Here is a 23416-nt window from a genome sequence, read left to right on the forward strand (position 1 = left end):
CGAGGTGCGGTGCCGGGCGGCGCGGGTCAGGCAAGATCCGAAAGAGACGGCCCAGCGCCGAGGGATCCGCCGGTCGACGCAGTGGGGTGCCGCGCTGAGCGCGGCACCCCACTGCGTCGATCACGGACCCCCGGTCCGGCCCGGTCAGGCCTTCTTGGCCTCGGAGGCCGTCTCGGACGCCGTCCCCGAGGCCGACTCCGCGTCCGCCCGCTCGGCGTCCTTCGGCTCGGCGTCCTTCGGCGCGTCCTCGGCCTTGACGAGGCTCGGCGTCTTGTCCCCGGCCACGCTCTTCGCCTCGGCGTCCGTCGCGTCGGCGTCCGTGGCATCGGCGTCGGTCAGGGTCTTCGCGTCCCCGGCGGCGGGACCGCGGTCCGGCTCCACGATCTCCTCGCGGCCCGGCCGCAGCTTCGCGGACAGCACCAGGTAGATCACGGCCAGCAGGAAGACCACGATCGAGGTCCACACGTTCAGCCGCAGGCCGAGGATGTGGTGCGCCTCGTCGACCCGCATGTACTCGATCCAGCTACGGCCGACGCAGTACGCGGCCACGTACAGGGCGAAGGCCCGGCCGTGTCCCAGCTTGAAGCGGCGGTCGGCCCAGATCACCAGTGCGGCGACGCCGACGCACCACAGGGACTCGTACAGGAAGGTGGGGTGGTAGGTCCCCGCGACCCGGTTCGGGCCCTCGCTGATCTTCACCGCCCACGGCAGGTCGGTGGCGCGGCCGTAGAGCTCCTGGTTGAACCAGTTGCCCCAGCGCCCGAAGGCCTGGGCCAGCGCGATGCCGGGGGCCAGGGCGTCGGCCCAGGCCGGCAGCGGGATGCCGCGGAGTCGACAGCCGATCCAGGCGCCCACGGCGCCCAGCGCGATGGCGCCCCAGATCCCGAGGCCGCCTTCCCAGATCTTGAAGGCGTCGACCCAGTTGCGGCCCTCGCCGAAGTAGAGCTGGTAGTCGGTGATGACGTGGTAGAGGCGACCGCCGACCAGACCGAAAGGCACCGCCCACACGGCGATGTCCGCGACCGTGCCCGGCTTTCCGCCGCGCGCGATCCAGCGCCTGTTGCCGAGCCAGACGGCGACGAAGACGCCGATGATGATGCAGAACGCGTAGCCGCGGAGCGGGATCGGTCCGAGATGGATCACGCCGGTCGACGGGCTGGGGATATAGGCAAGTTCCATGGCAGGACCGACGCTACCCTGCCGGGCGGTGCAGACCGCAACCCGCCCGGCAACCTCGGCTGAATCGATACAGGGACTCCACGCCTTCCCCGGGGGGCCTCTCAGTCCTGGCCGGCCCCCCGGGAGACGGAAGCGGAACCGGCGGAACCGGCCTGGCTCCCCGCCGTCGAGCCCGACCTCGACGAGGATCCGGACGAAGAAGACCCGGTCGACGAGGATCCGGTCGACGAGGACCCGGTCGACGTCGAGGACGACCGTCCGGACGAAGAGGAAGAGGACGAGGACGAGGCCTTCGAGCCGTTCTTGCCCGTCCCGGAGGCCTTCGGGCTCGGGGCGGCCGACCCGCCCTTCGCCGCGGCCTCCACCTGTGCCTTCAGCTTCTGCGGGGTCAGCGGATTCGCCTGGTCGGCGAAGATGTCCTTGCCGTCGAGGAGGATCGTCGGGGTGCCCCGGAACTTCCCGGCGCGGAAGGCCTCCTGCGACTTGCCGACCCAGGCGTTGTGCGTGCCCTTCTCGACACAGGCGCGGAACTCGGGGGTGTCCAGCCCCTCCACCTTCCCGGCCAGCTCCAGCAGCTTGGCGTTCTTGCCGTAGGCGTCGTCGACCTCCTCGGGCTGGTTCTGGAAGAGGACGTCGTGGTACGCGGGGAACTTCCCGGCGTCCTGGGCACACGCGGCGGCGTTGGCCGCCTTGACGGAGCCGGTGCCGCCCATGTTCCCGTCGATCAGCGTGACCAGGTGGTAGTCGACCTTGAGCTGCCCCTTCGCCTCCAGCTCGTGGACGGTCGCCCGGTAGTTGTCCTCGAAGGCCTTGCAGGCCGGGCAGCGGAAGTCCTCCCAGACGGTCAGGGTGGACGTGGCCGCGTCCTTGCCCGTCCGGATCGCGAGCGCGTCCTTGCCCACGGCCCCGGACGGGGCGACCACCGGGCCCTTGGCGGAGTCGCCCGATTTCCCGGTGTTGGCCGCGATCAGGCCGACGACGGCGGCCAGACCGAGTACGCCGACCACCGCCGCCGACACGATCAGGGTCCGTCGGCGCTTGTCCCGGGTCTTCTGCCGCTCGCGCTCCACGAGGAGTCGCTCCCGGGCCGATCGTTTCGTCGCATCGCGGTTCGCACCGTCGTTCTTGTCGCTCACGTTCGGCCAAACGAAGCGGGGAGGCACTCTCGTGCCTCCCCGCTCCCACTTCCACCCGATCGGGCTACAGAACCCCGCTCGGGGCCCGTCCGGCGTCAGGACCTGCGTACGCCTTCCGCAAGCTCGGCCGCCAGCGCCCGCACCCCGGCGAGCCCGCTCCGCGGGTCCGGCGCGTCCAGCAGCACCTTCACGAAGGCCGAGCCGACGATCACCCCGTCGGCGAAGGCGGCGACCTCCTTCGCCTGAGCGGCGTTGGAGACGCCCAGACCGACACAGACCGGGAGGCCGCGGCGGGCACCCGGGGTGGCGCGGGTCCGCTCGACGAGGGCCTGCGCCTCGTTGCCTACGGACTCGCGGGTGCCGGTGACGCCCATCAGGGAGGCCGCGTAGACGAAGCCCGAGCCGGCCTCCGTGATGGTGGCCAGGCGGGCGTCCCGGCTGCTGGGGGCCACGACGAAGACGGTCGCCAGACCGTGCTTCGCCGCGTGCTCGCGCCACAGCGCGGACTCCTGGACCGGCAGGTCGGGCAGGATGCAACCCGCGCCGCCCGCCGCGGCGAGCTCGGCGGTGAACCGCTCGACGCCGTAGCGGTCGATGGGGTTCCAGTACGTCATGACCAGGATCGGGACCCCGGTGGCCTCGTGGGCCTCGCGCACGGTCCGCATCACGTCGGCGATCTTGACTCCGCCGCGTAGGGCGATGTCGTCGGCGGTCTGGATGACCGGGCCGTCCAGGACCGGGTCGCTGTGCGGCAGGCCGATCTCGACGACGTCCGCGCCGCCCGCGATGACGGCCTTGACCGCCTCGATGCCGCCGTCGACGGTCGGGAAGCCGGCCGGGAGGTAGGCGACGAGGGCGGCGCGGTCCTCGGACTTCGCCTTCGCGAGGGTCGCGGTGAGCAGTTCGATGTTGCCGGTGGCGTGCGTGGTGCTCACTTGTCGTCCCCCTCGGAGAACTCGTTCTCGGCGACTTCGCCGTCGGTGTCGTACAGGTCGAAGTACCGTGCGGCGGTGTCCATGTCCTTGTCGCCGCGACCGGACAGGTTGACGACGATCAGACCGTCCGGGCCCAGTTCCCTGCCCAGGTCGAGGGCGCCCGCGAGGGCGTGGGCGGACTCGATCGCCGGGATGATGCCCTCCGTGCGGGAGAGCAGGCGCAGGGCCTGCATGGCGGCGTCGTCGGTGACCGCCCGGTACTCGCCGCGGCCGGTGTCCTTGAGGTAGGAGTGCTCCGGGCCGATGCCCGGGTAGTCCAGGCCCGCCGAGATCGAGTACGGCTCGGTGATCTGGCCCTCCTCGTCCTGGAGGACGTAGGAGCGGGAGCCGTGCAGGATGCCGGGCTCGCCCGCGGTGAGCGTGGCGGCGTGCTCCCCGGTCTCGACGCCGTGTCCGGCGGGCTCGAAGCCGACCAGGCGGACGCCGGCGTCCGGGATGAAGGCGTGGAACAGGCCGATGGCGTTGGAGCCGCCTCCGACGCAGGCCGCGACCGCGTCGGGCAGGCGTCCGACGCGCTCCAGGATCTGGCGGCGGGCCTCGACGCCGATGACCCGGTGGAAGTCGCGGACCATCGCGGGGAAGGGGTGGGGGCCGGCGACCGTGCCGAAGAGGTAGTGGGTGCGGTCGACGTTGGCGACCCAGTCGCGGAAGGCCTCGTTGATGGCGTCCTTGAGGGTCCGGGAGCCGGACTTCACCGCGATGACCTCGGCGCCCAGCATGCGCATCCGGGCCACGTTCAGGGCCTGGCGCTGCGTGTCGATCTCGCCCATGTAGATGGTGCATTCGAGGCCGAAGAGGGCGCAGGCGGTGGCGGTGGCCACGCCGTGCTGGCCGGCTCCGGTCTCGGCGATGACGCGGGTCTTGCCCATGCGCTTGGTGAGCAGTGCCTGGCCCAGCACGTTGTTGATCTTGTGTGAGCCGGTGTGGTTGAGGTCCTCGCGCTTGAGGAAGATCCGCGCGCCGCCCGCGTGCTCGGCGAACCGGGGCACCTCGGTGAGGGAGCTGGGCCGGCCGGTGTAGTTGACCATGAGTTCGTCGAGCTCGGCCGCGAAGGCCGGGTCGCCCTTGGCCTTCTCGTACTCGACGGCGACCTCGTCCACGGCGGCCACGAGGGCCTCCGGGATGAACTTGCCGCCGAAGTCGCCGAAGTAGCCCTCGGCGTTGGGGACGTGACCCTCGGGGTCCGGGATGAAGAACGAGCTGGTGGACATGGCCACTACTCCTACGGGGTGCGACGGGAGGACTTCACCGTATTGCGCCGCCTGCCCGCACCACGCGCACCCCGCTGAGGGGTGGTGAGGGTACGGACGGAGCGACCCGCGCCCGGAGCCGGCGGCTCGGGGCGGCGGGCCGTACGGGACCACCCGGCGGGTACGCGGGGTACCGGACGGGCGTGGTCTTCGTTACGGCGCCGAGGCGCCGCGCCATCGCATGCCGTTGACCTGGCCGGGCTCGGAGCCGATCACGTAGCGCACCCGTCGCCCGTGCACGCGCCGGGCCGGGGCGCGGCAGCCGCGGGGGCGGCAGCCGCGTGCCAGCGGCGCGTGCGTCGTCGGCACGGCGGCCGGGCCGGGGCCCGGTCGGGTGCGGACGAGGGAGCGGAAGGGCGGCACGGGAGGGTCAGCTCCGCCCGTGGCGCAGGGCGGGGTGGGCGCCGGCGGCGACGAGGTCGGCCACGGCCGCCTTCGGGTCGCGTCCGGTGACCAGGGACTCCCCGACGAGGACGGCGTCGGCGCCCTCGTTGGCGTAGGCGATCAGGTCGTGGGGTCCGCGGATGCCGGACTCGGCGATCTTCACGATGTGGTCGGGGATCTCCTGGACGACGCGCTCGAAGGTGGAGCGGTCGACCTTGAGGTCCTTGAGGTTGCGCGCGTTGACACCGATGATCTTGGCTCCGGCGGCGACGGCGCGCTCGACCTCCTCCTCGTCGTGGACCTCGACGAGCGGGGTCAGACCGATGGTCTGGGCGCGCTCGATGAGGGAGACCAGGGCCTCCTGTTCCAGGGCCGCGACGATCAGCAGGGCGAGGTCGGCGCCGTAGGCGCGGGCCTCCCAGAGCTGGTACGCCGTGACGATGAAGTCCTTGCGCAGGATCGGGATGTCCACGCGGGCGCGGACGGCCTCCAGGTCGGCCAGCGAGCCGCCGAAACGGCGCTGCTCGGTGAGGACGGAGATGACCGCCGCACCGCCCGCCTCGTAGTCGGCGGCGAGCGCGGCCGGATCGGCGATGGCGGCCAGCGCGCCCTTGGACGGGCTGGAGCGCTTGACCTCGCAGATCACCTTGACGCTGTCGCCGCGCAGGGCCGCGACACCGTCCTTGGCCTGGGGCGCCTTGGCGGCACGCTCCTTGAGCTCGTCGAGGCTCACGCGGGCCTGCCGTTCGGCAAGGTCTTCGCGGACCCCTTCGATGATCTCGTCGAGCACACTCACGCGAGCGGCCCCCTTCCGGGTCGATGACGGTCGGCCGCCTCGCAGACACGTATCACTGCAAGGTCGGCACTCAAATGGTATCCGCAGGTCGCCGCGGCCTCCGCACGGACGTCGCCGTTTCCCAGGGACTGGACAGTCGGAACACGGGCTTCCTCCGGCTGTCGCCCGGGCCTCAGGGGGCCAGGGCCGATCCGAGGGGAAGATTGCGGACAATCGCGAAAATCAGCATCAGAGATCCGAAAACCCACCAGTACGCCGGTTTCAGGTCGATCCGCGGGGCCGGGGCGCCGCGCCAGGCCCGGACCAGCCACACGGCGGTGAACGCCGCGAAGAGGACGTAGCCGACGACCGCCGCCGCGTTCGCGCCGAGGGCGGTGAGCAGGTCCCCCCGCGCGAAGGCGTGGGCGCTGCGCAGCCCGCCGCAGCCCGGGCACAGGATGCCCGTCAGCCGGAACAGCGGGCAGACCGGGTAGTGCCCCGGTTCGTTGGGGTCGACCGCGCCCACGTACGCGAAGGCGGCGACCACGCCGGCCAGGGTGAGGACGGGGACGGCCAGGGTCCGGGCCCGGGAGGCCCGCGCCGGGGCGGGCGGGGCGTACTGAGGCTCCGGGGGCCCGGGGGCGGGCCGCTGGGCGGGAGGGGTGCGGGAGGCGTCCACGCGCCGATTCTCTCCGGTCATGACAAAAGGCGCAGCCCGACAGGGCCGCGCCTTCCGCTTCTCCCGGTCCGCGCGCGTCAGACGCCCGCGGGGACCTTGGACGCGGCGATGACCTCGGCGAGGTCCTTGTGGGCGGCCTTCGGAGCGCCCATGCCGGCGGCCTTCATCGCCATCCCGACGACACCGCCGAGGACGACGACGACCAGGCCGGCGTAGAACCCGAGCGGGTTCGCGAGCACCATGAAGGCGCCGGAGACGCAGAAACCGATGAAGGCGATGATGACACCGGTCCAGGCGGCCGGGGTGTGTCCGTGGCTCGTGCCCGCCATGAGTTGCTCCTCGTTGCTCTGTCGCACGTCACGTGCTGTGTCGAACGCTCGGTGCCCATTGTCCCGCACCGGGCGCGGCGCTCGCTCACGGGGGTCCCGTCAGCGGGTGGGGTCCTCGCCCCGGTCCAGAGCCTTCCACAGGTCCTCGGGCCGGTCCGGGTCCACGGGCGCGGGAGTCCGGGTGCGGGGGCTGCCGTCGCGTTCGTAGCGGCCGCCCATCGCGGGCCAACTCCGGCCGAAGCGCAGGGCCAGGAGACCGGCCAGCAGGATCAGGGCCCCGCCGACGGCGGTGACGTACGGCCACGCCGTATGGGTGAGCCCGACCACATGCGCCGCGGTGTCCGCGGTGGTCTTCGCGGCCTGTTCGTCCAGGGCCCGGTGGTCGTCGGCGGCGAACACGGCCGCCAGGGCGGCGCCCAGACCGCTCAGCGCGAGCAGTGCGGACACCAGCCGTCGGCTCCTGCCGCGGACGGCGAAGACGGCGACCAGGGCGGCGAGGGCGACGATGGCCAGGGCGGCGGGCAGGCCGGTGACGGCCCGCCCGTCGGCGCTCAGCGGCAGCGAACCACCGCCGACGGCCGCCCGGCCCTGGGCCCAGACGCGGCCGGAGGCGAGCAGCACGACGGTGGCGCCGAGCGCGCCGAACAGCAGGGCGACGGCCACGCTGCGGCGGCCGGCGCCGCTCTCGGGCCTCGGCGGAGCCTCTTCGGTCCCGGGGGCGGCGGCATCGTTTCGGGGCGGGGGTACGGCACTCACGCACCCCACTATCCCCTACGCCCTCAGCCGCGGTGGAGGCGGTTCGCCGCTCCCACCGCGCGCAGCACCGCGGCGGCCTTGTTGCGGCATTCGAGGTCCTCCAGCTCGGGCACCGAATCCGCCACGACCCCCGCGCCGGCCTGGACGTACGCCGTCCCGTCGCGCAGCAGCGCCGTGCGGATGGCGATGGCCGTGTCGGAGTCCCCGGCGAAGTCGAGGTAGCCGACGCAACCGCCGTACAGCCCGCGGCGGGTGGGTTCCAGTTCCTCGATGATCTGCATGGCGCGCGGCTTGGGCGCGCCCGAGAGGGTGCCGGCGGGGAAACAGGCGGTGAGCACGTCGAAGGCGGTCTTGCCCTCGGCGAGCCGGCCGGTGACGGTGGAGACGATGTGCATCACGTGGGAGTAGCGCTCGATCGACATGAAGTCGACGACCTCCACCGACCCCGGGGCGCAGACCCGGCCCAGGTCGTTGCGGCCGAGGTCCACGAGCATCAGGTGCTCGGCACGCTCCTTGGGGTCCGCCATCAGCTCTTCGGCGAGGTCGTTGTCCCGCTGCGGGGTGGCCCCTCGGTGCCGGGTGCCGGCGATGGGGTGGACCATGGCCCGGCCGTCCTCGACCTTGACCAGCGCCTCGGGGCTGGACCCGACCACGTCGAAGCCGTTCTCGAAGCGGAAGAGGTACATGTACGGGGAGGGGTTGGTGGCCCGCAGCACCCGGTAGACGTCGAGCGCGGAGGCCTCGCAGGGCGTCTCGAACCGCTGCGAGGGCACCACCTGGAAGGCCTCGCCGGCCCGGATGCGCTCCTTCACGTCCTCCACGGCCGCCTGGTACTTCTCGCCGCCCCACAGGGCGGAGAACTCCGGCAGCTCGGAGGCGGGCAGCGGGGTGGGTACGTACGGGGCGGGCCGCGCCAGGTCGGCCTCCATGGCGTCGAGGCGGGCGACCGCGTTGGCGTACGCCTCGTCCACGCCCGTGTCGAGGTCGTTGTGGTTGATGGCGTTGGCGATGAGCTGGACCGTGCCGTCCCAGTGGTCCATGACGGCCAGGTCGGAGGTGAGCAGCATGGTCAGCTCGGGGAGCCCGAGGTCGTCGTCGGTGTGCTCGCCGATGCGCTCCAGGCGGCGCACGATGTCGTAGCCGAGGTAGCCGACCATGCCGCCGGTGAAGGGCGGCATCCCGCCGGCGATGTCGCGGGGGGTGTGCAGGGCCTCGACGGTGGCGCGCAGGGCCTCCAGCGGGTCGCCGTCCGTGGGGACGCCGACGGGCGGGGTGCCGATCCAGTGGGCCCGGCCGTCGCGGACGGTCAGGGTGGAGTCGCTGCGGACGCCGACGAAGGAGTAGCGGGACCAGGAGCGGCCGTTCTCGGCGGACTCCAGGAGGAAGGTTCCGGGGCGTTCCGCGGCCAGTTTGCGGTAGAGCCCCACGGGCGTGTCGCCGTCGGCCAGCAGTTTGCGGCTGACGGGGATGACGCGGCGGTCGACCGCGAGCTTGCGGAACGTCTCAAGATCCATGGCGTGGGACCCTACCTATTCGGCGTCGCTGAGGAGGACATCGGCGTCGAAGCACGTGCGGGCGCCGGTGTGGCAGGCGGCCCCGACCTGGTCGACCTTCACGAGCAGGGTGTCGGCGTCGCAGTCGAGGGCGACGGACTTCACGTGCTGAAAGTGGCCGGAGGTGTCCCCCTTGACCCAGTACTCCCGGCGGCTGCGGGACCAGTACGTGCAGCGCCCGGTGGTCAGGGTCCGGTGCAGGGCCTCGTCGTCCATCCAGCCGAGCATGAGCACCTCACCGGTGTCGTACTGCTGGGCGATGGCCGGAACCAGACCGTCCGCGGAGCGCTTGAGGCGGGCGGCGACGGCGGGGTCGAGGGAGGTCGTACTCATGAGGCCATTGTGCCGGGCGAAGGCGACGATCACGGAGCGCCGTCCACCTGATGGGCGGGCGCACGGCGGGTTCCGGCCGTAGGCTGGCCCGCATGTCTACCCATGCGAAGCGTGAACGACTGCTCCTGGCCGACCTGTTGGAGTCGGCGGGGCCGGAGGCGCCGACGCTGTGCGACGGCTGGCGCGCCCGGGAACTCGCGGCGCACGTGGTCGTCCGCGAACGCCGCCCGGACGCGGCGGGCGGTCTCCTGCTGGACGTGCTGAAGACCCGGCTGGACAAGGTGATGGAGGAGTACGCGGCCAAGCCGTACGAGGAACTGATCCAGCTGATCCGTACCGGCCCGCCGAAGATGTCCCTCTACTCCCTGAAGCAGATCGACGAGGCGGCCAACGCGGTGGAGTTCTACGTCCACGCGGAGGACGTCCGGCGGGCCCAGCCCGACTGGTCGCCGCGGGCGCTGGACCCGGTGTTCTCGGACTCCCTCTGGTCCCGCCTGGAGAAGCTGGCCCGGCTGACGGGCCGCCGCTCCCCGGTGGGGCTGGTCCTGCGCCGCCCGAACGGCCAGACGACGGTGGCGCACAAGGGCACCCCGGTGGTGACGGTCACGGGCGAGCCGGGCGAACTCACGCTGTTCTGCTTCGGCCGCCAGTCCTCGGCGGCGGTGGAGCTGGACGGTCCCGCGGAGGCGGTCGCGAAGCTGACGACGGCGCGGCTGGGCCTGTAGCGGTCGGCGACCACCCCGCCGCCCGGCATGAGCAGGGTCCTGGGGACGGCGCCGGCCGCCGTGGCCGGCCCGACCTCGGCCGGGCCGGCCACGTGCGCGGCGGTCCGGCCGAGGGCGAGGAAGTAGACCGCGTCGCCGATCGGCGAGGCGGCGTAGGCGGCCGGCCGGCGCCAGGTGTTCCGGTTCGACGCCCACCGGGGCGTCAGCGCACCGGGTGGCCGGCTCCCCGCAGCGCGTCCTTGACCTGGCCGATGCGCAGGTCGCCGAAGTGGAACACCGACGCGGCGAGTACCGCGTCCGCGCCGGCCTCGATGGCCGGCGGGAAGTGCTCCAGCCTGCCGGCGCCGCCGGAGGCGATCACCGGGACCGTGACGTGCCTGCGCACGGCCGCGATCATCTCCGTGTCGTAGCCGTCCTTCGTGCCGTCCGCGTCCATGGAGTTCAACAGGATTTCCCCGGCGCCCAGTTCGGCCGCCCGGTGGGCCCATTCGACGGCGTCGATGCCGGCGCTCCGCCGGCCGCCGTGGGTGGTGACCTCGAAGGAGCCGGAGGCGGTGCGGCGGGCGTCCACGGACAGCACGAGCACCTGCCGGCCGAACCGCTCGGCGATCTCCCGGATCAGCTCGGGGCGGGCGATGGCGGCCGTGTTGACGCCCACCTTGTCGGCGCCCGCCCGCAGCAGTTTGTCGACGTCGTCGGCGGTGCGTACGCCGCCGCCGACGGTCAGCGGGATGAAGACCTGTTCGGCGGTGCGGCGCACCACGTCGTAGGTGGTCTCGCGGTTGCCGGAGGAGGCGGTGATGTCGAGGAAGGTCAGCTCGTCGGCGCCTTCGGCGTCGTACAGCTTGGCCATCTCCACCGGGTCGCCGGCGTCGCGCAGGTTCTGGAAGTTGACTCCCTTGACCACGCGGCCGTTGTCCACGTCCAGGCAGGGGATCACCCGTACGGCGAGGGTCATGCGGAGGCTCCTGAGGGACCGAAGGCTTCGACCTCCACCTCGACGACCATGGAGGGGTCGACGAAGCCGGAGACGATGATCATGGATGCGGCGGGCCGCACCGCGTCGAACAGCTCTTTGTGGGCGCGGCCGACGTCCTCCACGTCCCGGGCGTGCGTGAGGTACATGCGGGTGCGCACCACGTGCTCGGGGCCGAGCCCGGCCTGCTCCAGGGCCTTGAAGGCCACGCCGAAGGCGGTGATGGCCTGGTCGTACGGGCCGCCCCCGTCGGCGGCGGTGCAGCCGGAGACGAGGACGAGGCCGTTGGGGAGCTGTACGGCGCGGGAGTAGCCGATGACGTCCTCGTAGGCGCCACCGGAGGAGATGCGTCGTACCTGGTCGGGAGAGCTCATGCGCAGACCACCTTCAGGGCTTCTTCCAGGGTGAAGGCCTTGGCGTACAGGGCCTTGCCGACGATGGCGCCCTCGACGCCCTGCGGGACGAGCGCGGACAGGGCCCGCAGGTCGTCCAGCGAGGAGATGCCGCCGGAGGCCACGACGGGCCGGTCGGTGGCGGCGCAGACGTTCTTCAGCAGCTCCAGGTTGGGGCCGGTCAGCGTGCCGTCCTTGCCGATGTCGGTGACGACGTAGCGGGCGCAGCCCTCGGAGTCCAGGCGGGCGAGGGTCTCGTACAGGTCGCCGCCCTCGCTGGTCCAGCCGCGGCCCTTGAGGGTGGTGCCGCGCACGTCGAGGCCGACCGCGATCCTGTCGCCGTGCTCGGCGATGGCCCTGGCGGCCCACTCGGGGGTCTCCAGGGCGGCGGTGCCGAGGTTGACGCGGGTGCAGCCGGTGGCGAGGGCCGCGGCGAGCGAGGCGTCGTCGCGGATGCCGCCGGAGAGTTCGACCTTGATGTCCATGGCGCCGGTGATCTCGGCGACCAGGGCGCGGTTGTCGCCGGTGCCGAAGGCGGCGTCGAGGTCGACGAGGTGGAGCCATTCGGCGCCGGAGGCCTGCCAGGCGAGGGCCGCCTCCAGCGGGGAGCCGTAGGAGGTCTCGCTGCCGGAGACCCCGTGGACGAGGCGGACGGCCTGTCCGTCGCGGACGTCGACCGCGGGGAGGAGTTCAAGGGTCTTCGGCATCAGAGGGTCTCGATCCAGTTGGTGAGGAGCCGGGCCCCGGCGTCGCCGGACTTCTCGGGGTGGAACTGGGTGGCCCACAGGGCCCCGTTCTCCACCGCCGCGACGAAGGGCTCGCCGTGGGTGGCCCAGGTGACCTTGGGGGCGCGGATCAGCGGGTTGGTGACTTCCAGGGTCCAGTCGCGCGCCGCGTACGAGTGGACGAAGTAGAAGCGGGCGTCCGCGTCCAGGCCGGCGAAGGCCTGGCTGTCGGCCGGCGCGTCGACGGTGTTCCACCCCATGTGCGGGACGACGGGGGCCTTGAGCGGTCCGACCGTACCGGGCCACTCGTCGAGGCCCTCGGTCTCCACTCCGTGTTCGATGCCGCGCTCGAAGAGGATCTGCATGCCCACGCAGATGCCCATGACGGGACGGCCGCCGGAGAGCCGGCGGCCGATGATCCAGTCGCCGCGGGCGTCCTTGAGGCCCCGCATGCAGGCGGCGAAGGCGCCGACGCCGGGGACGAGGAGCCCGTCGGCGTCCATGGCCTTGTCGTAGTCGCGGGTGATCTCGACGTCGGCGCCGACGCGCGCGAGGGCGCGTTCGGCGGAGCGGACGTTGCCGAAGCCGTAGTCGAAGACGACGACCTTCTTGGTCGGGCGGGTTGCGCTCATTCCCAGATTCCTTGGATCCGCAGGACTCCGGCGGCGAGACACATCGCGGAGCCGATGGCGAGCAGGATGACCAGCGACAGGGGCATCTTCTGCTTGTGGAAGGAGTAGACCCCGCCGGCGAGGAAGAGGCCGACGACGATCAGGATGGTGTTGAGGCCGGTCACGGTTAGAGGGCGCCCTTCGTGGAGGGCAGGATGCCGGCGGCGCGCGGGTCGAACTCGGCCGCGTAGCGCAGGGCGCGGGCCAGCGCCTTGAACTGGCACTCCACGATGTGGTGGGCGTTGCGCCCGTACGGGACGTGGACGTGCAGGGCGATCTGGGCCTGCGCGACGAAGGACTCGAAGATGTGCCGGGTCATCGTCGTGTCGTAGGCGCCGATCATCGGCGCCATGTTCTCGGGCTCGGTGTGCACGAGGTAGGGGCGGCCGGACAGGTCGACGGTCACCTGGGCGAGCGACTCGTCCAGCGGGACGGTGCAGTTGCCGAAGCGGTAGATGCCCACCTTGTCGCCGAGGGCCTGCTTGAAGGCGGCGCCGAGCGCGAGGGCGCTGTCCTCGATGGTGTGGTGGCTGTCGATGTGCAGGTCGCCCTCGGTCTTCACGGTGAGGTCGAAGAGGCCGTGGCGGCCGAGCTGGTCGAGCATGTGGTCGTAGAAGCCCACGCCCGTCGAGACGTCGACCTTGCCGGTGCCGTCGAGGTTTATCTCGACGACGACCGAGGTCTCCTTCGTGGTCCGTTCGACCCGTCCGATGCGGCTCATGCGTGCTGCTCCTTCTTCAGTGCGCGAACCGCTTCCAGGAACGCGTCGTTCTCGGCCGGGGTGCCCGCGGTGACCCGCAGCCATCCCGGCACGCCGTTGTCCCGGACCAGGACGCCCTGGTCGAGGATCTTTTCCCAAGCGGTGTGGGAGTCGTCGAACTTCCCGAACTGGATGAAGTTCGCGTCGGACTCGGTGACCTCGTAGCCGATGGCCCGCAGTTCCTCGACGAGGCGGTCGCGCTCGGCCTTGAGCTGCTCCACGTAGCCGAGGAGGGTGTCGGTGTGCTCCAGCGCGGCCAGCGCGGTCGCCTGGGTGACGGCCGACAGGTGGTACGGCAGGCGTACGAGCTGCACGGCGTCGACCACGGCGGGGTGCGCGGCCAGGTAGCCCAGGCGCAGCCCGGCGGCGCCGAAGGCCTTGGACATGGTCCGGGAGACCACCAGGTTCGGCCGGCCCTCGATCAGCGGCAGGAGCGAGTCGCGGTGGCTGAACTCCACGTACGCCTCGTCCACGACGACCAGGGAGGACCGGGCTGCCTGGGCGGCCTCGTACAGGGCGAGGACCGTCTCGGCCCCGACGGCGGTGCCCGTGGGGTTGTTGGGCGAGGTGATGAAGACGACGTCCGGCGCGTGCTCGGCGATGGCCCGCTCGGCCGCCTCCACGTCGATGGTGAAGTCGTCCCGGCGCGGGCCGGAGATCCAGCCGGTTCCGGTGCCGCGGGCGATCAGCGCGTGCATGGAGTACGAGGGCTCGAAGCCCATCGCGGTGCGGCCGGGGCCGCCGAAGGTCTGGAGGAGCTGCTGGAGGACCTCGTTGGATCCGTTGGCGGCCCAGACGTTCTCGCGCGCGACCGGGTGCTTGCCGGTACGGGTGAGGTACGCGGCCAGCTCGGTCCGCAGCTCGATCGCGTCCCGGTCGGGGTAGCGGTTGAGGGTGCGGGCGGCTTCGGCCACGCGTTCGGCGATGCGCCGCACCAGCTCCTCGGGGAGCTCGTACGGGTTCTCGTTGGTGTTCAGCTGTACGGGCACGTCGAGCTGCGGGGCGCCGTAGGGGGTCTTGCCGCGCAGCTCGTCGCGGATGGGGAGGTCGTCGATGCCGGTCATGCCTGGGGGACCTTCCATCCGAAGCGCGCCTTGAGGGCCGCGCCGTGCGCGGGCAGGTCCTCGGCCTCGGCCAGCGTCACCACGTGGTGGGTGACCTCGGCGAGGGCGTCCCGCGTGTAGTCGACGATGTGGATGCCGCGCAGGAAGGACTGCACGGACAGGCCGGAGGAGTGGCAGGCGCAGCCGCCGGTGGGCAGCACGTGGTTCGAGCCCGCGCAGTAGTCGCCGAGGGAGACCGGGGCCCAGGGGCCGACGAAGATCGCGCCGGCGTTGCGGACCCGGGCGGCCCAGGCGGCGGCGTCGGCGGTCTGCACCTCCAGGTGCTCGGCGCCGTACGCGTCGACGACCTTGAGCCCGTCCTCCAGGCTGTCGACGAGGACGATCGCGGACTGCCGGCCGGCGAGCGCGGGCTTGATCCGGTCCTCGACGTGCTTGGTGGCGGCGACCTGCGGCTCCAGCTCCCGTTCCACGGCGTCCGCCAGCTCGACGGAGTCCGTGACGAGGACGGCGGCGGCCAGCGGGTCGTGCTCGGCCTGGCTGATCAGGTCGGCGGCGACGTGCACCGGGTCGGCCGTGGAGTCGGCGAGGACCGCGATCTCGGTGGGGCCGGCCTCGGTGTCGATGCCGATCTTCCCGGTGAAGTAGCGCTTGGCGGCGGCGACCCAGATGTTGCCGGGGCCGGTCACCATGTTCGCCGGGGCGCACTCGTCGGTGCCGTACGCGAACATCGCGACGGCTTGGGCGCCGCCGGCCGCGTACACCTCGTCCACGCCGAGCAGCGCGCAGGCGGCGAGGATCGTGGGGTGCGGGAGGCCGTCGAACTCCTTCTGCGGCGGGGACGCGAGCGCGATGGACTCGACGCCCGCCTCCTGCGCCGGCACCACGTTCATCACGACGGAGGACGGGTACACCGAGCGACCGCCGGGCGCGTACAGGCCCACGCGCTCGACCGGAACCCACTTCTCGGTCACGGTTCCGCCGGGGACCACCTGGGTGGTGTGCTCGCCGCGGCGCTGGTTGCGGTGCACGATCCGGGCTCGCCGGATGGACTCCTCCAGGGCGGCGCGCACGGCCGGGTCGAGCTGCTCCAGGGCGGCCTTGAGGGCCTGTGCGGGCACCCTGACCTGCGAGAGCTCGACCCCGTCGAACTTCCGCGCGTAGTCGATCAGCGCCGCCGTGCCACGATGATGGACGTCCTCGCAGATGGGCCGCACCTTGTCCAGGGCGGCTTCCACGTCGAACTCGGCACGGGGCAGCAGATCGCGCAGGGCGCCACCCTCGGGGAGGGCGTCACCGCGCAGGTCGATACGAGAGATCACCTGCCAATTCTCTCAGACCGTCTCCCGGCACCGTTCGCCCGTATCACTGGCTGATACACGCCCCGGACGTCACCGCCGCCCCTTAGCGTTCCCCTGGGTGTGACGGACGAGCGGAGGGGGACCGCCATGGCCGAGGCGCGCGCGGGCGGGGAGCCCGCCGACGCGACCACCGCCGAGCTGCGGATGTGGCAGGCGTACCGGACGGGCGGAGTCTGCGACCTCAGTGCGCGCGCCGCCGGCCGGGACGACCCGCATTCCGACCGGGTCTGGGGGCCGGAGCGCACCGTCCGGGCCGGGACGGTCGCCCTGCTGCTGCTCCACGGCCCGCCGCCGGTACCGGGCCGGGTCGCCTCGTTGAAGCTGCGCGGGGTGCGGATCAGCGGGCGGCTCGACCTGTCCGGGGGCACCGTCGAGCCGTACGTGGAGTTCCAGTCCTGCCGCTTCGACAGCGAGATCCAACTGTCCGAGGCCCGGTTCGGCACGTTGCGCCTGGTCAACTGTGCGATCCCGCGGCTGGAGGCGGCCCGGCTGCACACCGAGGGCGATCTGCACCTGCCGCGCTGCCGCGTGGCGCGGGGCATACGGCTGACCGACGCGCAGATCGGCACCGACCTGCTGATCAGCCAGGCGGTGGTGCAGCGCGACAACAGGGGTCGGGCGATCGCCGCCGACGGGATGGCGGTGGCGCAGGACTTCCAGGGCGAGATGCTGGAGGCGTACGGGGAGGTCAGTCTGCGCGGCGCGAAGGTCGGCGTGTCGATGAGTCTGCGCGGGGCCCGGCTGCGCAACCCGTCGGGGCGGCGCGCGTTGAACGCCCCGCAGCTCACCGTGGAGCGGACCCTGTACCTGACCTCGGTCGCCCTGGACCACTCCCCCGGCGACTCCGGGACCCACACGCCCCCGTACGGGCTGGGCGAGACCCCGCTCGGCGGCCGGCGGGCGCGGGCCTTCGAGTGCCAGGGCGGGATGCGGCTGGACGACGGACGGTTCGGCGACGCGATCGACTTCTACGGGGCCCGGTTCCTGCTGTCGGCGGAGCAGGAGCTGTCCCTGCGGCGCATCCAGACGCCGGAGCTGCGGTTCGTCGGCGAGCAGCCGGAGCAGGGGCGGGTGGTGCTGTCCGGGGCCAAGGTGGTCAAGCTGGTCGACATGTCGACGAGCTGGCCGGGGCCGGGTCGGCTGTCGATGGAGGGCTGCTCGTACGAGTTGCTCGCGCCCCGGGGTCACTTCCCGCTGGCCCGCCGGCTGGCCTGGGTGGAGGCCGCCACGCCCGACTACTCGCCGGAGCCGTACGAGCGGCTCGCGGCGGTCCTGCGGGCGAGCGGCGAGGACGCGGACGCCCGGATGGTGCTGTTGGCCAAGCAGCGCCGGCGCCGGGCCACCCTGCCGCCCGCGGCGAAGGCGTGGGGGTACCTCCAGGACTGGACGGTGGTCTACGGCTACCGTCCGGGCCGGGCGGCGCTGTGGATGGCGGTGCTGTGGGCGGCGGGCTCGCTGCTGTTCTCCCGGCTCGACCCGCCCGCGATCAAGGCGGACGAGCATCCGCACTGGAACGCCGCCCTCTACGCGCTCGATCTGCTGCTCCCGGTCATCGATTTCGGGCAGGAGGGGCAGTGGGATCTGCGGGGTGGTTGGCAGTGGGGGGCGGCGGCCCTGGTCGTACTGGGGTGGATCCTGGCCACGACGGTGGCGGCGGGCGCGTCCCGGCTGCTGCGGCGGGGGTGACCGCCGCGGCCCCGCGGCCACTACCCTGTGCCTCGTGACCACCGTTCGCCTGCCACTCTTCCCGCTGAACTCGGTGCTGTTCCCGGGCCTCGTGTTGCCGCTGAACATCTTCGAGGAGCGCTATCGCGCCATGATGCGCGAGCTGCTGAAGACGAGCGAGGACGAGCCGCGACGCTTCGCGGTCGTCGCGATCCGCGACGGCCGGGAGGTCGCGCCGACCGCGCCCGGCCTGCCCGATCCGACGGCGCTGCCCGAGCGGGGCCCGACGGCCGGTTTCGGCGCGGACCCGATCCAGGCGTTCCACCGGGTGGGTTGCGTCGCGGACGCCGCGACGATCCGGGAGCGGGAGGACGGCGGTTTCGAGGTGCTGGCCACCGGGACCTCCCGGGTCCGCCTGCTGTCGGTCGACGCGTCGGGGCCGTTCCTGGTCGCGGAGCTGGAGGAACTCCCCGAGGACTCGGGCGAGGGCGCGGGAGCGCTGGCCGAGGGCGTGCTGCGGGCGTTCCGGAACTACCAGAAGCGGCTGGCGGGGGCCCGTGAGCGGTCGCTGACCGGCGCGGACCTGCCGGACGAGCCGTCGGTGGTCTCGTACCTGGTCGCCGCGGCGGCGGTGCTCGACATCCCGGCGAAGCAGCGACTGCTCCAGGCGCCGGACACGGCGACCCGGCTCGCGGAGGAGCTGAAATTGCTGCGCGCCGAGACGGCCGTGATCCGCCATCTGCCGTCGTTGCCCGCGGTGGACCTGACGCGCGCGCCGACGAGCCCGAACTGATGGCGAGGAAGAAGTCCGGGGCGGCGACCCCGGCCATGGCGGCGCTCACCGCGGCGGCGGCGGAGTTCACGGTGCACTCCTACGAGCACGATCCCTCGCACCCCTCGTACGGCCAGGAGGCCGCGGAGGCGATGGGGGTGTCCCCCACGCAGGTGTTCAAGACGCTCGTCGCGGACGTGGACGGGGTGCTGACGGTGGCGGTGGTCCCGGTGTCGGGATCGCTGGACCTGAAGGCCCTGGCGGCGGCCGTGGGCGCCAAGCGGGCGTCGATGGCCGATCCGGCCCTGGCGGAGCGCACCACGGGCTACGTCCTGGGCGGCATCTCGCCGCTGGGTCAGCGCAAGCGGCTGCGTACGGTGCTGGACGCCTCGGCGACCGACCATCCCACGATCTGTGTCTCGGCGGGCCGTCGCGGCCTGGAGGTCGAACTCCCGCCGGCGACGCTGACGGAGCTTCTGGGGGCCGTGCTGGCCCCCATCTCGCGCCCGTAGCCCGAGCGGCCCGACCCTTCGGGATCGGGCCGTCGGCGTGTTCAGCCGCGGGGCGGCTCGGGCGACGGGTCGGTGGCGTGGGCGTGCGCGGGCGGGTACGGCGCGCCGTACCACTCGATGTCCGGTTCGGGGTCCTTCGGCGTGAACGCGGCCGTCAGCCCCAGGTGGGCGGCCACCGCGACCATCGGCCATGCCAGCAGCACCCCGTGGGCCAGCATCTGGAGCGGCGCGTCGAAGGGCACGCCCTTGCCGGCCTTCAGCGCGGCCGCCGGCAGGTCGGACGTGGGGCCGAGCCACAGGCCCAGGCGCCATCCCACCAGCGCGGCGAAGCAGGACCCCACCGTGAGCCCGACGACGAGCGGCACGCCGCCCCGGCGCCGCCACAGGAAGGTGCCCACTCCGCTCAGCAGCCCGAATCCGGCGGAGAGCAGCAGGAAGGTGGCGTCGGACCCGATCCGGGACTCGCTCTCGGTGTCCCGCAGGAAGACGGCCTCCCCGTTGGAGACGTACTGGACCCTGGGCGCGAGCCACACCCACAACACCCCGAGCAGGACGCCCGCCACCGCCACCACGAGGGCGACGCCGGCCCCGTCTCGGACATCGGCGGGGGTGATTCCCCCGGCGGCGTCGCGCGGCTTCTCGGGCGGGGGCGCCGGCGGGTCGAACGGGGACGGCGGTGGGGTCACGGCTTCGGTCACCCCCACATCGTGCCAGGTGCGGCGGGCACCGGCCTCAGCGGACCGCCGCGCGGCGGTACGCCCAGGTGGCGACGGCGAGGGACAGCGCGCCGACCGCCGCGCACACCCCGAGGTCGAGGAGGACCGCCGCCCAGTCGGGGTGCGGCTCGAAGGTGCGGGCGAAGGCCTCGACGCCGTACGTGGACGGCAGCAGGTCCCGCGCCCAGACGACGACCTCGGGCATCCGCTCGGGCGGCAGGACGCCCAGCAGCAGCGCGGCCGACATGCCGAGCTGTCCGGCCAGCGTGGCCAGCTCCTGCCGGGGGGCCAGCAGGCCGAGCGCGGCGCCGAGTCCGGCCAGCGCGGCGCCGGCGAGCGGCACGACGGCGGCCAGGATCCACAGCCCGCTCATGGGCAGTCCGAACAGCAGGCAGCCGAAGAGGGCGGTGACGAGGGTTCCCGGCAGGGTGAAGGAGGCGTAGGCGGCGGCTGCGCCGAGCACGACGGACGCGGGCGGCACCGGCAGGGTCGCGTAGTGGTCGAGCCCGCCACTGGCGCGGAGCTGCCCGAAGTACTGGGCGAGCAGGTTCAGCGCGACGAAGGCGACGACCAGGACGGAGGAGCCGGCGACGACGGCGCGGGCCTCGGAGCCCCCGTCGACCACGCCCCGCATCAGGATCATGATCCCGACGGATTGGAAGGTGGCCACGAACAGCAGCGGGATCCGCGCCACGCGCGCCCGGGACAACTGCGCCCGGTACACGGCGGCCAGCGCCGGGAAGAGGCGGGCTCGGGGAGCCAGCACTCCGACAGCGGCGGCACTCACGACTTGACCAGCCCCTTCGATACGCGCCCGCCCAGGGCCAGGTAGACGTCCTCCAGGCTCGGCGTGGCCAGAGTGAAGTCGTCGAGCGCGGCGAAGGCGGGGCTGCCGGTCACGGCGGCGACCGCGGCGCGCGCCTCGTCGGGGCCGAGCCTCAGCACCCACCGTCGTCCCGACTCCGTGGCCCGCGGGGCCAGGGCCGCGACCTCGGGCACCTCCAGCGGGGCGGTGGTCCGCCACACCAGTTCCAGCCTGACCTCGCCGGAGACCTTGGCCTTGAGTCCGGCCGGGGTGTCGCAGGCGATGACCCTGCCCTGGTCGATGACGGCGACCCGGTCCAGCACGGTCTCGGCCTCTATGACGTTGTGGGTGACGAGCAGGACGGTGGCGCCTCGCTGGGCGCGGCGCCGGTCCACGGCGGCCCAGACGGCCCGTCGGGCGACCGGGTCCATGCCGGTGGTGGGTTCGTCGAGGACCAGCACGGCCCGTTCGCCGACGAGGGCGGAGGCGAAGCAGGCCAGCCGGCGTTGTCCGCCGGAGAGTTTCTTCAGGGGCCGGCCGGCGATCCCGGTCAGACCGAGTTCCTCCAGGATCTCGTCGCGCGCGGCCCGCGCGGTCCGCGCGTCGAGCCCGCGCAGCCGTCCCGTGGTCTCGGCGGCCAGGGACACCGTCAGCTCGTCCAGGGCGGTGGATTCCTGCCCGAGGTAGGCGAGCAGTCGGGAGGCGCGCTCGGGGTGGCGTACGAGGTCGTGGCCGAGCAGGGTGACGGAGCCCGCGTCGGGCTTCATGAGGCCGGTCAACTGGCGGACGAGCGTGGACTTGCCGGCGCCGTTCGGCCCGAGGAGGCCGAAGATCTCGCCGCGCCCCACGTCCAGGGAGATCCCGTCGGTGGCGCGGGTCTCGGGCAGGGCGGGCGCGCCGCGCCGGCCGCGTACGGCGGGATACGTCTTGACCAGGTCACGCACCGCGCAAACCACGTCGGAGGCCGCTTCCGCGGCTGCTGCCGTGCCCTGCCTCGCTGATGCTGTGCCCGTACTCACGAGGGAGCAGCCTACGCGGCTTCCGCCCTCACTCGGCCGCCGGGGGCGTCGGTGACCCCGGCGGCGCGGGCACCGCGGGGGACGGACCGGCCACGTGTTCGGCGGCCGCCCGGACGTCGATCTCCCGCCAGAAGCCGGCCCGGATGGCGTAGCGGTCGTGCTCGTCGATCTGGTCGTCCTTGTGCGCGAGGAGTCCGAAGCGGGCGGCGTAACGCAGCAGCTCACCGTCGATGCGGTGCGGGATCCGGGGGTACATGGTGGCCAGTTTCTGGAGGTGGACGCTCTCGGGGAGGCGTTCCATCCAGCGTCGGGCGAAGACCTGCCCGACCTCGAAGGGGTCGCCGCCGACGGTGGTGATGTCCTCCTCGCGGTCGGCCCAGCGCTGCTCGGCGGAGGTGAGTTGGGCGAGGGTGGGCAGCGAGGCGGTCTCCGCGGGTTCCCCGAGCGGTCCCGCCCGGTCGACCCAGCCCTTGTCGGAGGACCAGCGCAGGGCGCTCCCGGCGGGGGCGGCCGACTGGCCGTTGTGGGTGGCGGGGGCGGCGGCCCCGGGGGCGCGCAGGGCGGCCAGGTCCTTGGGCGTGGGGACGGGCCGGGCGCCCTCGGCGACGGGCGGCGGTACGGGCGCGCCGCGCTCGGCGGCGTCCGCCGGGGTGGTGGAGGCGCCGTTGCGGGCGGCCTCGGCCAGGGCCGCCTCGGGCAGCGGCGCGGAGAGGATCGCGGCGATCTCCGGGCGTGGCGCGGGTGCCGGGGAGCACAGGCCGGCGAGGTCCTTGGCGCGGACGGCGCGGGTGATCCAGGCGCGGTCCAGGACCCGGCGTTCGTCGGCCTCGGCGACGAGGTCCTCGGACTGGTTGTAGTCCCCGTCGGCGGCCTGGACGGCCCACAGGTGGACGGCGACCCCGTGTTCCTTGGCGGACATCAGGCCGGGCAGCAGATCGCCGTCGCCGGTCACCAGGACCACGTCGGAACAGGCGCGGTTGCGGGCCAGCTCGGTGAGCTCGGCGTGCATGGCCGCGTCCACGCCCTTCTGGGCCCAGCGCCCGTCGCTGCGGGTCAGCGCGCCGAGCCGGACGGTGACCCGGGGCATCACGCGCAGCCTGCGGTGTTCGGGCTGGGGCACCCGGTCGGGCGCGCCGTCGAACCAGTAGATCCGCAGCAGGGGCTGTTCGGTGTCCGCCTCCGCGCGTTCGCGCAGGCCCTGGATGAGGGCGGCGTGGTCGACGGTGATGCGGGAGCGGGAGGGCTCCCCTGCGAGAAGGCTCGCGGCGGCGCCCAGCAGATAGCCGGCGTCCACCAGGACGACGCAGCGGTCCACGCGTTCCACCCTCTTCCGTGGGGGTCCTCTGGATATTCCCCGAGTCTGCCCGACCGCAAGGACGTTGACGGCCGGAACTCGATCATCGGCGTGGCGTATCTCCCGGCGACCGGGAGACGGGGCACCGACTACGCGCAGTAATGATCCAAAATGCGCGGTTTGTGGTGCTGTGTGAGTGTGAAGGCGGCCCTGGCCCCTACACCCCCCACGGAGGCTTCCCATGGCCAAGAACAAGAACCGCCAGCAGCCCGCCAAGTCCCAGGACCGCTCGTCGGCGCAGGATCCGGGCAAGAGCTCGATGGAATCCACGCCCGAGCCGTCCCCGTCGTCGGCGCCGAGTCCGATGCACATGGCCGGCAAGCGCAAGGAAAAGAAGTTCGGCCACAACTAGACACGGTCGACAGCACCGACCCGACCGACGGCCGACACGACCCGCGTCGCGTCGCGTCGCGTCGGACAGGACGAAGGGCGCGCCCGGTTTCCCCGGGCGCGCCCTTCCTCGTTCTCGTACGCGGCGTGCCGTACGCGCGTGGTGTCGCGGCGTGCCGTACGCGGTGTGCCGTACGCGGTGT

At 72.9% G+C, this 23416-nt stretch carries 27 protein-coding genes and 1 pseudogene; 5 read left to right on the forward strand and 23 right to left on the reverse strand.

Annotated features, from left to right (window positions below; genetic code table 11):
- Positions 1-144 precede the first annotated feature (144 nt).
- The 11 genes and pseudogenes from lgt to hisI form a co-directional block, all read right to left on the reverse strand.
- Entirely contained in the window at positions 145-1179 is a 1035-nt protein-coding gene (lgt, locus tag ACFYW3_RS05375) for a prolipoprotein diacylglyceryl transferase (protein ID WP_389385640.1), read from the reverse strand.
- Between the two features lie 344 nt (positions 1180-1523).
- Positions 1524-2315, reverse strand: a pseudogene (locus tag ACFYW3_RS05380) (DsbA family protein); the annotation flags it as partial.
- A 95-nt stretch (positions 2316-2410) separates the two neighbouring features.
- Positions 2411-3250 (reverse strand): tryptophan synthase subunit alpha, encoded by an 840-nt coding sequence (gene trpA, locus ACFYW3_RS05385; protein ID WP_351760360.1) that lies wholly within the window; start codon positions 3248-3250, stop codon positions 2411-2413.
- Positions 3247-4521, reverse strand: a complete 1275-nt coding sequence (trpB, locus tag ACFYW3_RS05390; RefSeq protein WP_351760356.1) for a tryptophan synthase subunit beta — start codon at positions 4519-4521, stop codon at positions 3247-3249. The genes trpA and trpB overlap by 4 nt, the downstream gene beginning before the upstream one ends.
- 192 nt (positions 4522-4713) lie before the next feature.
- Positions 4714-4923: a tryptophan biosynthesis modulator TrpM gene (gene trpM / locus ACFYW3_RS05395; RefSeq protein ID WP_351385983.1), complete on the reverse strand. Its 210-nt coding sequence runs from the start codon at positions 4921-4923 to the stop codon at positions 4714-4716.
- Between the two features lie 7 nt (positions 4924-4930).
- Positions 4931-5740, reverse strand: a complete 810-nt coding sequence (trpC, locus tag ACFYW3_RS05400; protein WP_053682201.1) for an indole-3-glycerol phosphate synthase TrpC — start codon at positions 5738-5740, stop codon at positions 4931-4933.
- Between the two features lie 172 nt (positions 5741-5912).
- Complete coding sequence (locus tag ACFYW3_RS05405; protein WP_389385641.1) at positions 5913-6419, reverse strand: DUF2752 domain-containing protein; 507 nt, start codon at positions 6417-6419, stop codon at positions 5913-5915.
- Positions 6420-6475: 56 nt separating this feature from the next.
- Positions 6476-6727, reverse strand: a complete 252-nt coding sequence (locus tag ACFYW3_RS05410; protein WP_267800883.1) for an HGxxPAAW family protein — start codon at positions 6725-6727, stop codon at positions 6476-6478.
- Between the two features lie 99 nt (positions 6728-6826).
- A complete protein-coding gene (locus tag ACFYW3_RS05415) occupies positions 6827-7492 on the reverse strand; it encodes a TIGR02234 family membrane protein (protein ID WP_351760349.1) in 666 nt (221 codons plus the stop codon).
- Between the two features lie 14 nt (positions 7493-7506).
- Positions 7507-8997: an anthranilate synthase component I gene (locus tag ACFYW3_RS05420; protein WP_351760346.1), complete on the reverse strand. Its 1491-nt coding sequence runs from the start codon at positions 8995-8997 to the stop codon at positions 7507-7509.
- Positions 8998-9012: 15 nt separating this feature from the next.
- Positions 9013-9369 (reverse strand): phosphoribosyl-AMP cyclohydrolase, encoded by a 357-nt coding sequence (gene hisI / locus ACFYW3_RS05425; protein WP_351760343.1) that lies wholly within the window; start codon positions 9367-9369, stop codon positions 9013-9015.
- A 92-nt stretch (positions 9370-9461) separates the two neighbouring features.
- On the opposite strand from hisI, the gene ACFYW3_RS05430 reads away from it, so the two are divergent.
- Positions 9462-10094, forward strand: coding sequence for a TIGR03085 family metal-binding protein (locus ACFYW3_RS05430; protein ID WP_389385642.1), 633 nt, complete (start codon positions 9462-9464; stop codon positions 10092-10094).
- A gap of 202 nt (positions 10095-10296) precedes the next feature.
- On the opposite strand, the gene hisF is transcribed toward ACFYW3_RS05430, so the two are convergent.
- From hisF to hisD, 8 genes are read right to left on the reverse strand one after another with little or no spacing between them, the layout of a single operon-like run.
- A complete protein-coding gene (hisF, locus tag ACFYW3_RS05435) occupies positions 10297-11052 on the reverse strand; it encodes an imidazole glycerol phosphate synthase subunit HisF (protein ID WP_053682205.1) in 756 nt (251 codons plus the stop codon).
- Positions 11049-11444 carry a RidA family protein gene (locus ACFYW3_RS05440; protein ID WP_351760336.1) on the reverse strand — a complete coding sequence of 132 codons (396 nt, stop codon included), beginning with the start codon at positions 11442-11444 and terminating at the stop codon, positions 11049-11051. The genes hisF and ACFYW3_RS05440 overlap by 4 nt, the downstream gene beginning before the upstream one ends.
- On the reverse strand, positions 11441-12169 hold the full coding sequence (gene priA, locus ACFYW3_RS05445; RefSeq protein ID WP_389385643.1) for a bifunctional 1-(5-phosphoribosyl)-5-((5-phosphoribosylamino)methylideneamino)imidazole-4-carboxamide isomerase/phosphoribosylanthranilate isomerase PriA: 729 nt from the start codon (positions 12167-12169) through the stop codon (positions 11441-11443). The genes ACFYW3_RS05440 and priA overlap by 4 nt, the downstream gene beginning before the upstream one ends.
- Complete coding sequence (gene hisH / locus ACFYW3_RS05450) at positions 12169-12819, reverse strand: imidazole glycerol phosphate synthase subunit HisH (protein ID WP_351760330.1); 651 nt, start codon at positions 12817-12819, stop codon at positions 12169-12171. Before hisH ends, priA begins: the two co-directional genes overlap by 1 nt.
- Complete coding sequence (locus tag ACFYW3_RS05455) at positions 12816-12983, reverse strand: hypothetical protein (protein WP_351385945.1); 168 nt, start codon at positions 12981-12983, stop codon at positions 12816-12818. Before ACFYW3_RS05455 ends, hisH begins: the two co-directional genes overlap by 4 nt.
- A 2-nt stretch (positions 12984-12985) precedes the next feature.
- Positions 12986-13579: an imidazoleglycerol-phosphate dehydratase HisB gene (gene hisB / locus ACFYW3_RS05460; protein ID WP_351760327.1), complete on the reverse strand. Its 594-nt coding sequence runs from the start codon at positions 13577-13579 to the stop codon at positions 12986-12988.
- A complete protein-coding gene (locus ACFYW3_RS05465; protein WP_351760324.1) occupies positions 13576-14682 on the reverse strand; it encodes a histidinol-phosphate transaminase in 1107 nt (368 codons plus the stop codon). Before ACFYW3_RS05465 ends, hisB begins: the two co-directional genes overlap by 4 nt.
- Positions 14679-16001 carry a histidinol dehydrogenase gene (gene hisD, locus ACFYW3_RS05470; RefSeq protein ID WP_351760321.1) on the reverse strand — a complete coding sequence of 441 codons (1323 nt, stop codon included), beginning with the start codon at positions 15999-16001 and terminating at the stop codon, positions 14679-14681. The genes ACFYW3_RS05465 and hisD overlap by 4 nt, the downstream gene beginning before the upstream one ends.
- Before the next feature lie 126 nt (positions 16002-16127).
- Between hisD and ACFYW3_RS05475 the strand changes: the two genes are divergently transcribed.
- From ACFYW3_RS05475 to ybaK, 3 genes are read left to right on the forward strand one after another with little or no spacing between them, the layout of a single operon-like run.
- Positions 16128-17726, forward strand: a complete 1599-nt coding sequence (locus tag ACFYW3_RS05475; protein ID WP_351760318.1) for an oxidoreductase — start codon at positions 16128-16130, stop codon at positions 17724-17726.
- 34 nt (positions 17727-17760) lie between these two features.
- Positions 17761-18498: an LON peptidase substrate-binding domain-containing protein gene (locus tag ACFYW3_RS05480; protein ID WP_351760315.1), complete on the forward strand. Its 738-nt coding sequence runs from the start codon at positions 17761-17763 to the stop codon at positions 18496-18498.
- Positions 18498-18989: a Cys-tRNA(Pro) deacylase gene (gene ybaK, locus ACFYW3_RS05485; protein WP_351760312.1), complete on the forward strand. Its 492-nt coding sequence runs from the start codon at positions 18498-18500 to the stop codon at positions 18987-18989. The genes ACFYW3_RS05480 and ybaK overlap by 1 nt, the downstream gene beginning before the upstream one ends.
- Before the next feature lie 41 nt (positions 18990-19030).
- Here the strand turns inward: ybaK and ACFYW3_RS05490 are convergent, their stop codons facing one another.
- From ACFYW3_RS05490 to ACFYW3_RS05505, 4 genes are read right to left on the reverse strand one after another with little or no spacing between them, the layout of a single operon-like run.
- Entirely contained in the window at positions 19031-19687 is a 657-nt protein-coding gene (locus ACFYW3_RS05490) for a hypothetical protein (protein WP_389385644.1), read from the reverse strand.
- A 34-nt stretch (positions 19688-19721) separates the two neighbouring features.
- Positions 19722-20513: an ABC transporter permease gene (locus ACFYW3_RS05495; RefSeq protein ID WP_389385962.1), complete on the reverse strand. Its 792-nt coding sequence runs from the start codon at positions 20511-20513 to the stop codon at positions 19722-19724.
- Positions 20489-21529, reverse strand: coding sequence for an ABC transporter ATP-binding protein (locus tag ACFYW3_RS05500; protein ID WP_389385645.1), 1041 nt, complete (start codon positions 21527-21529; stop codon positions 20489-20491). The genes ACFYW3_RS05495 and ACFYW3_RS05500 overlap by 25 nt, the downstream gene beginning before the upstream one ends.
- 28 nt (positions 21530-21557) lie before the next feature.
- Positions 21558-22853, reverse strand: a complete 1296-nt coding sequence (locus tag ACFYW3_RS05505) for an NYN domain-containing protein (protein ID WP_351760301.1) — start codon at positions 22851-22853, stop codon at positions 21558-21560.
- Between the two features lie 211 nt (positions 22854-23064).
- Between ACFYW3_RS05505 and ACFYW3_RS05510 the strand changes: the two genes are divergently transcribed.
- Positions 23065-23235, forward strand: a complete 171-nt coding sequence (locus tag ACFYW3_RS05510) for a hypothetical protein (RefSeq protein ID WP_351385960.1) — start codon at positions 23065-23067, stop codon at positions 23233-23235.
- Positions 23236-23416 lie beyond the last annotated feature (181 nt).

Origin of the sequence: Streptomyces sp. NPDC002602 (genome assembly GCF_042889445.1) — a bacterium.
Taxonomy (GTDB): domain Bacteria; phylum Actinomycetota; class Actinomycetes; order Streptomycetales; family Streptomycetaceae; genus Streptomyces.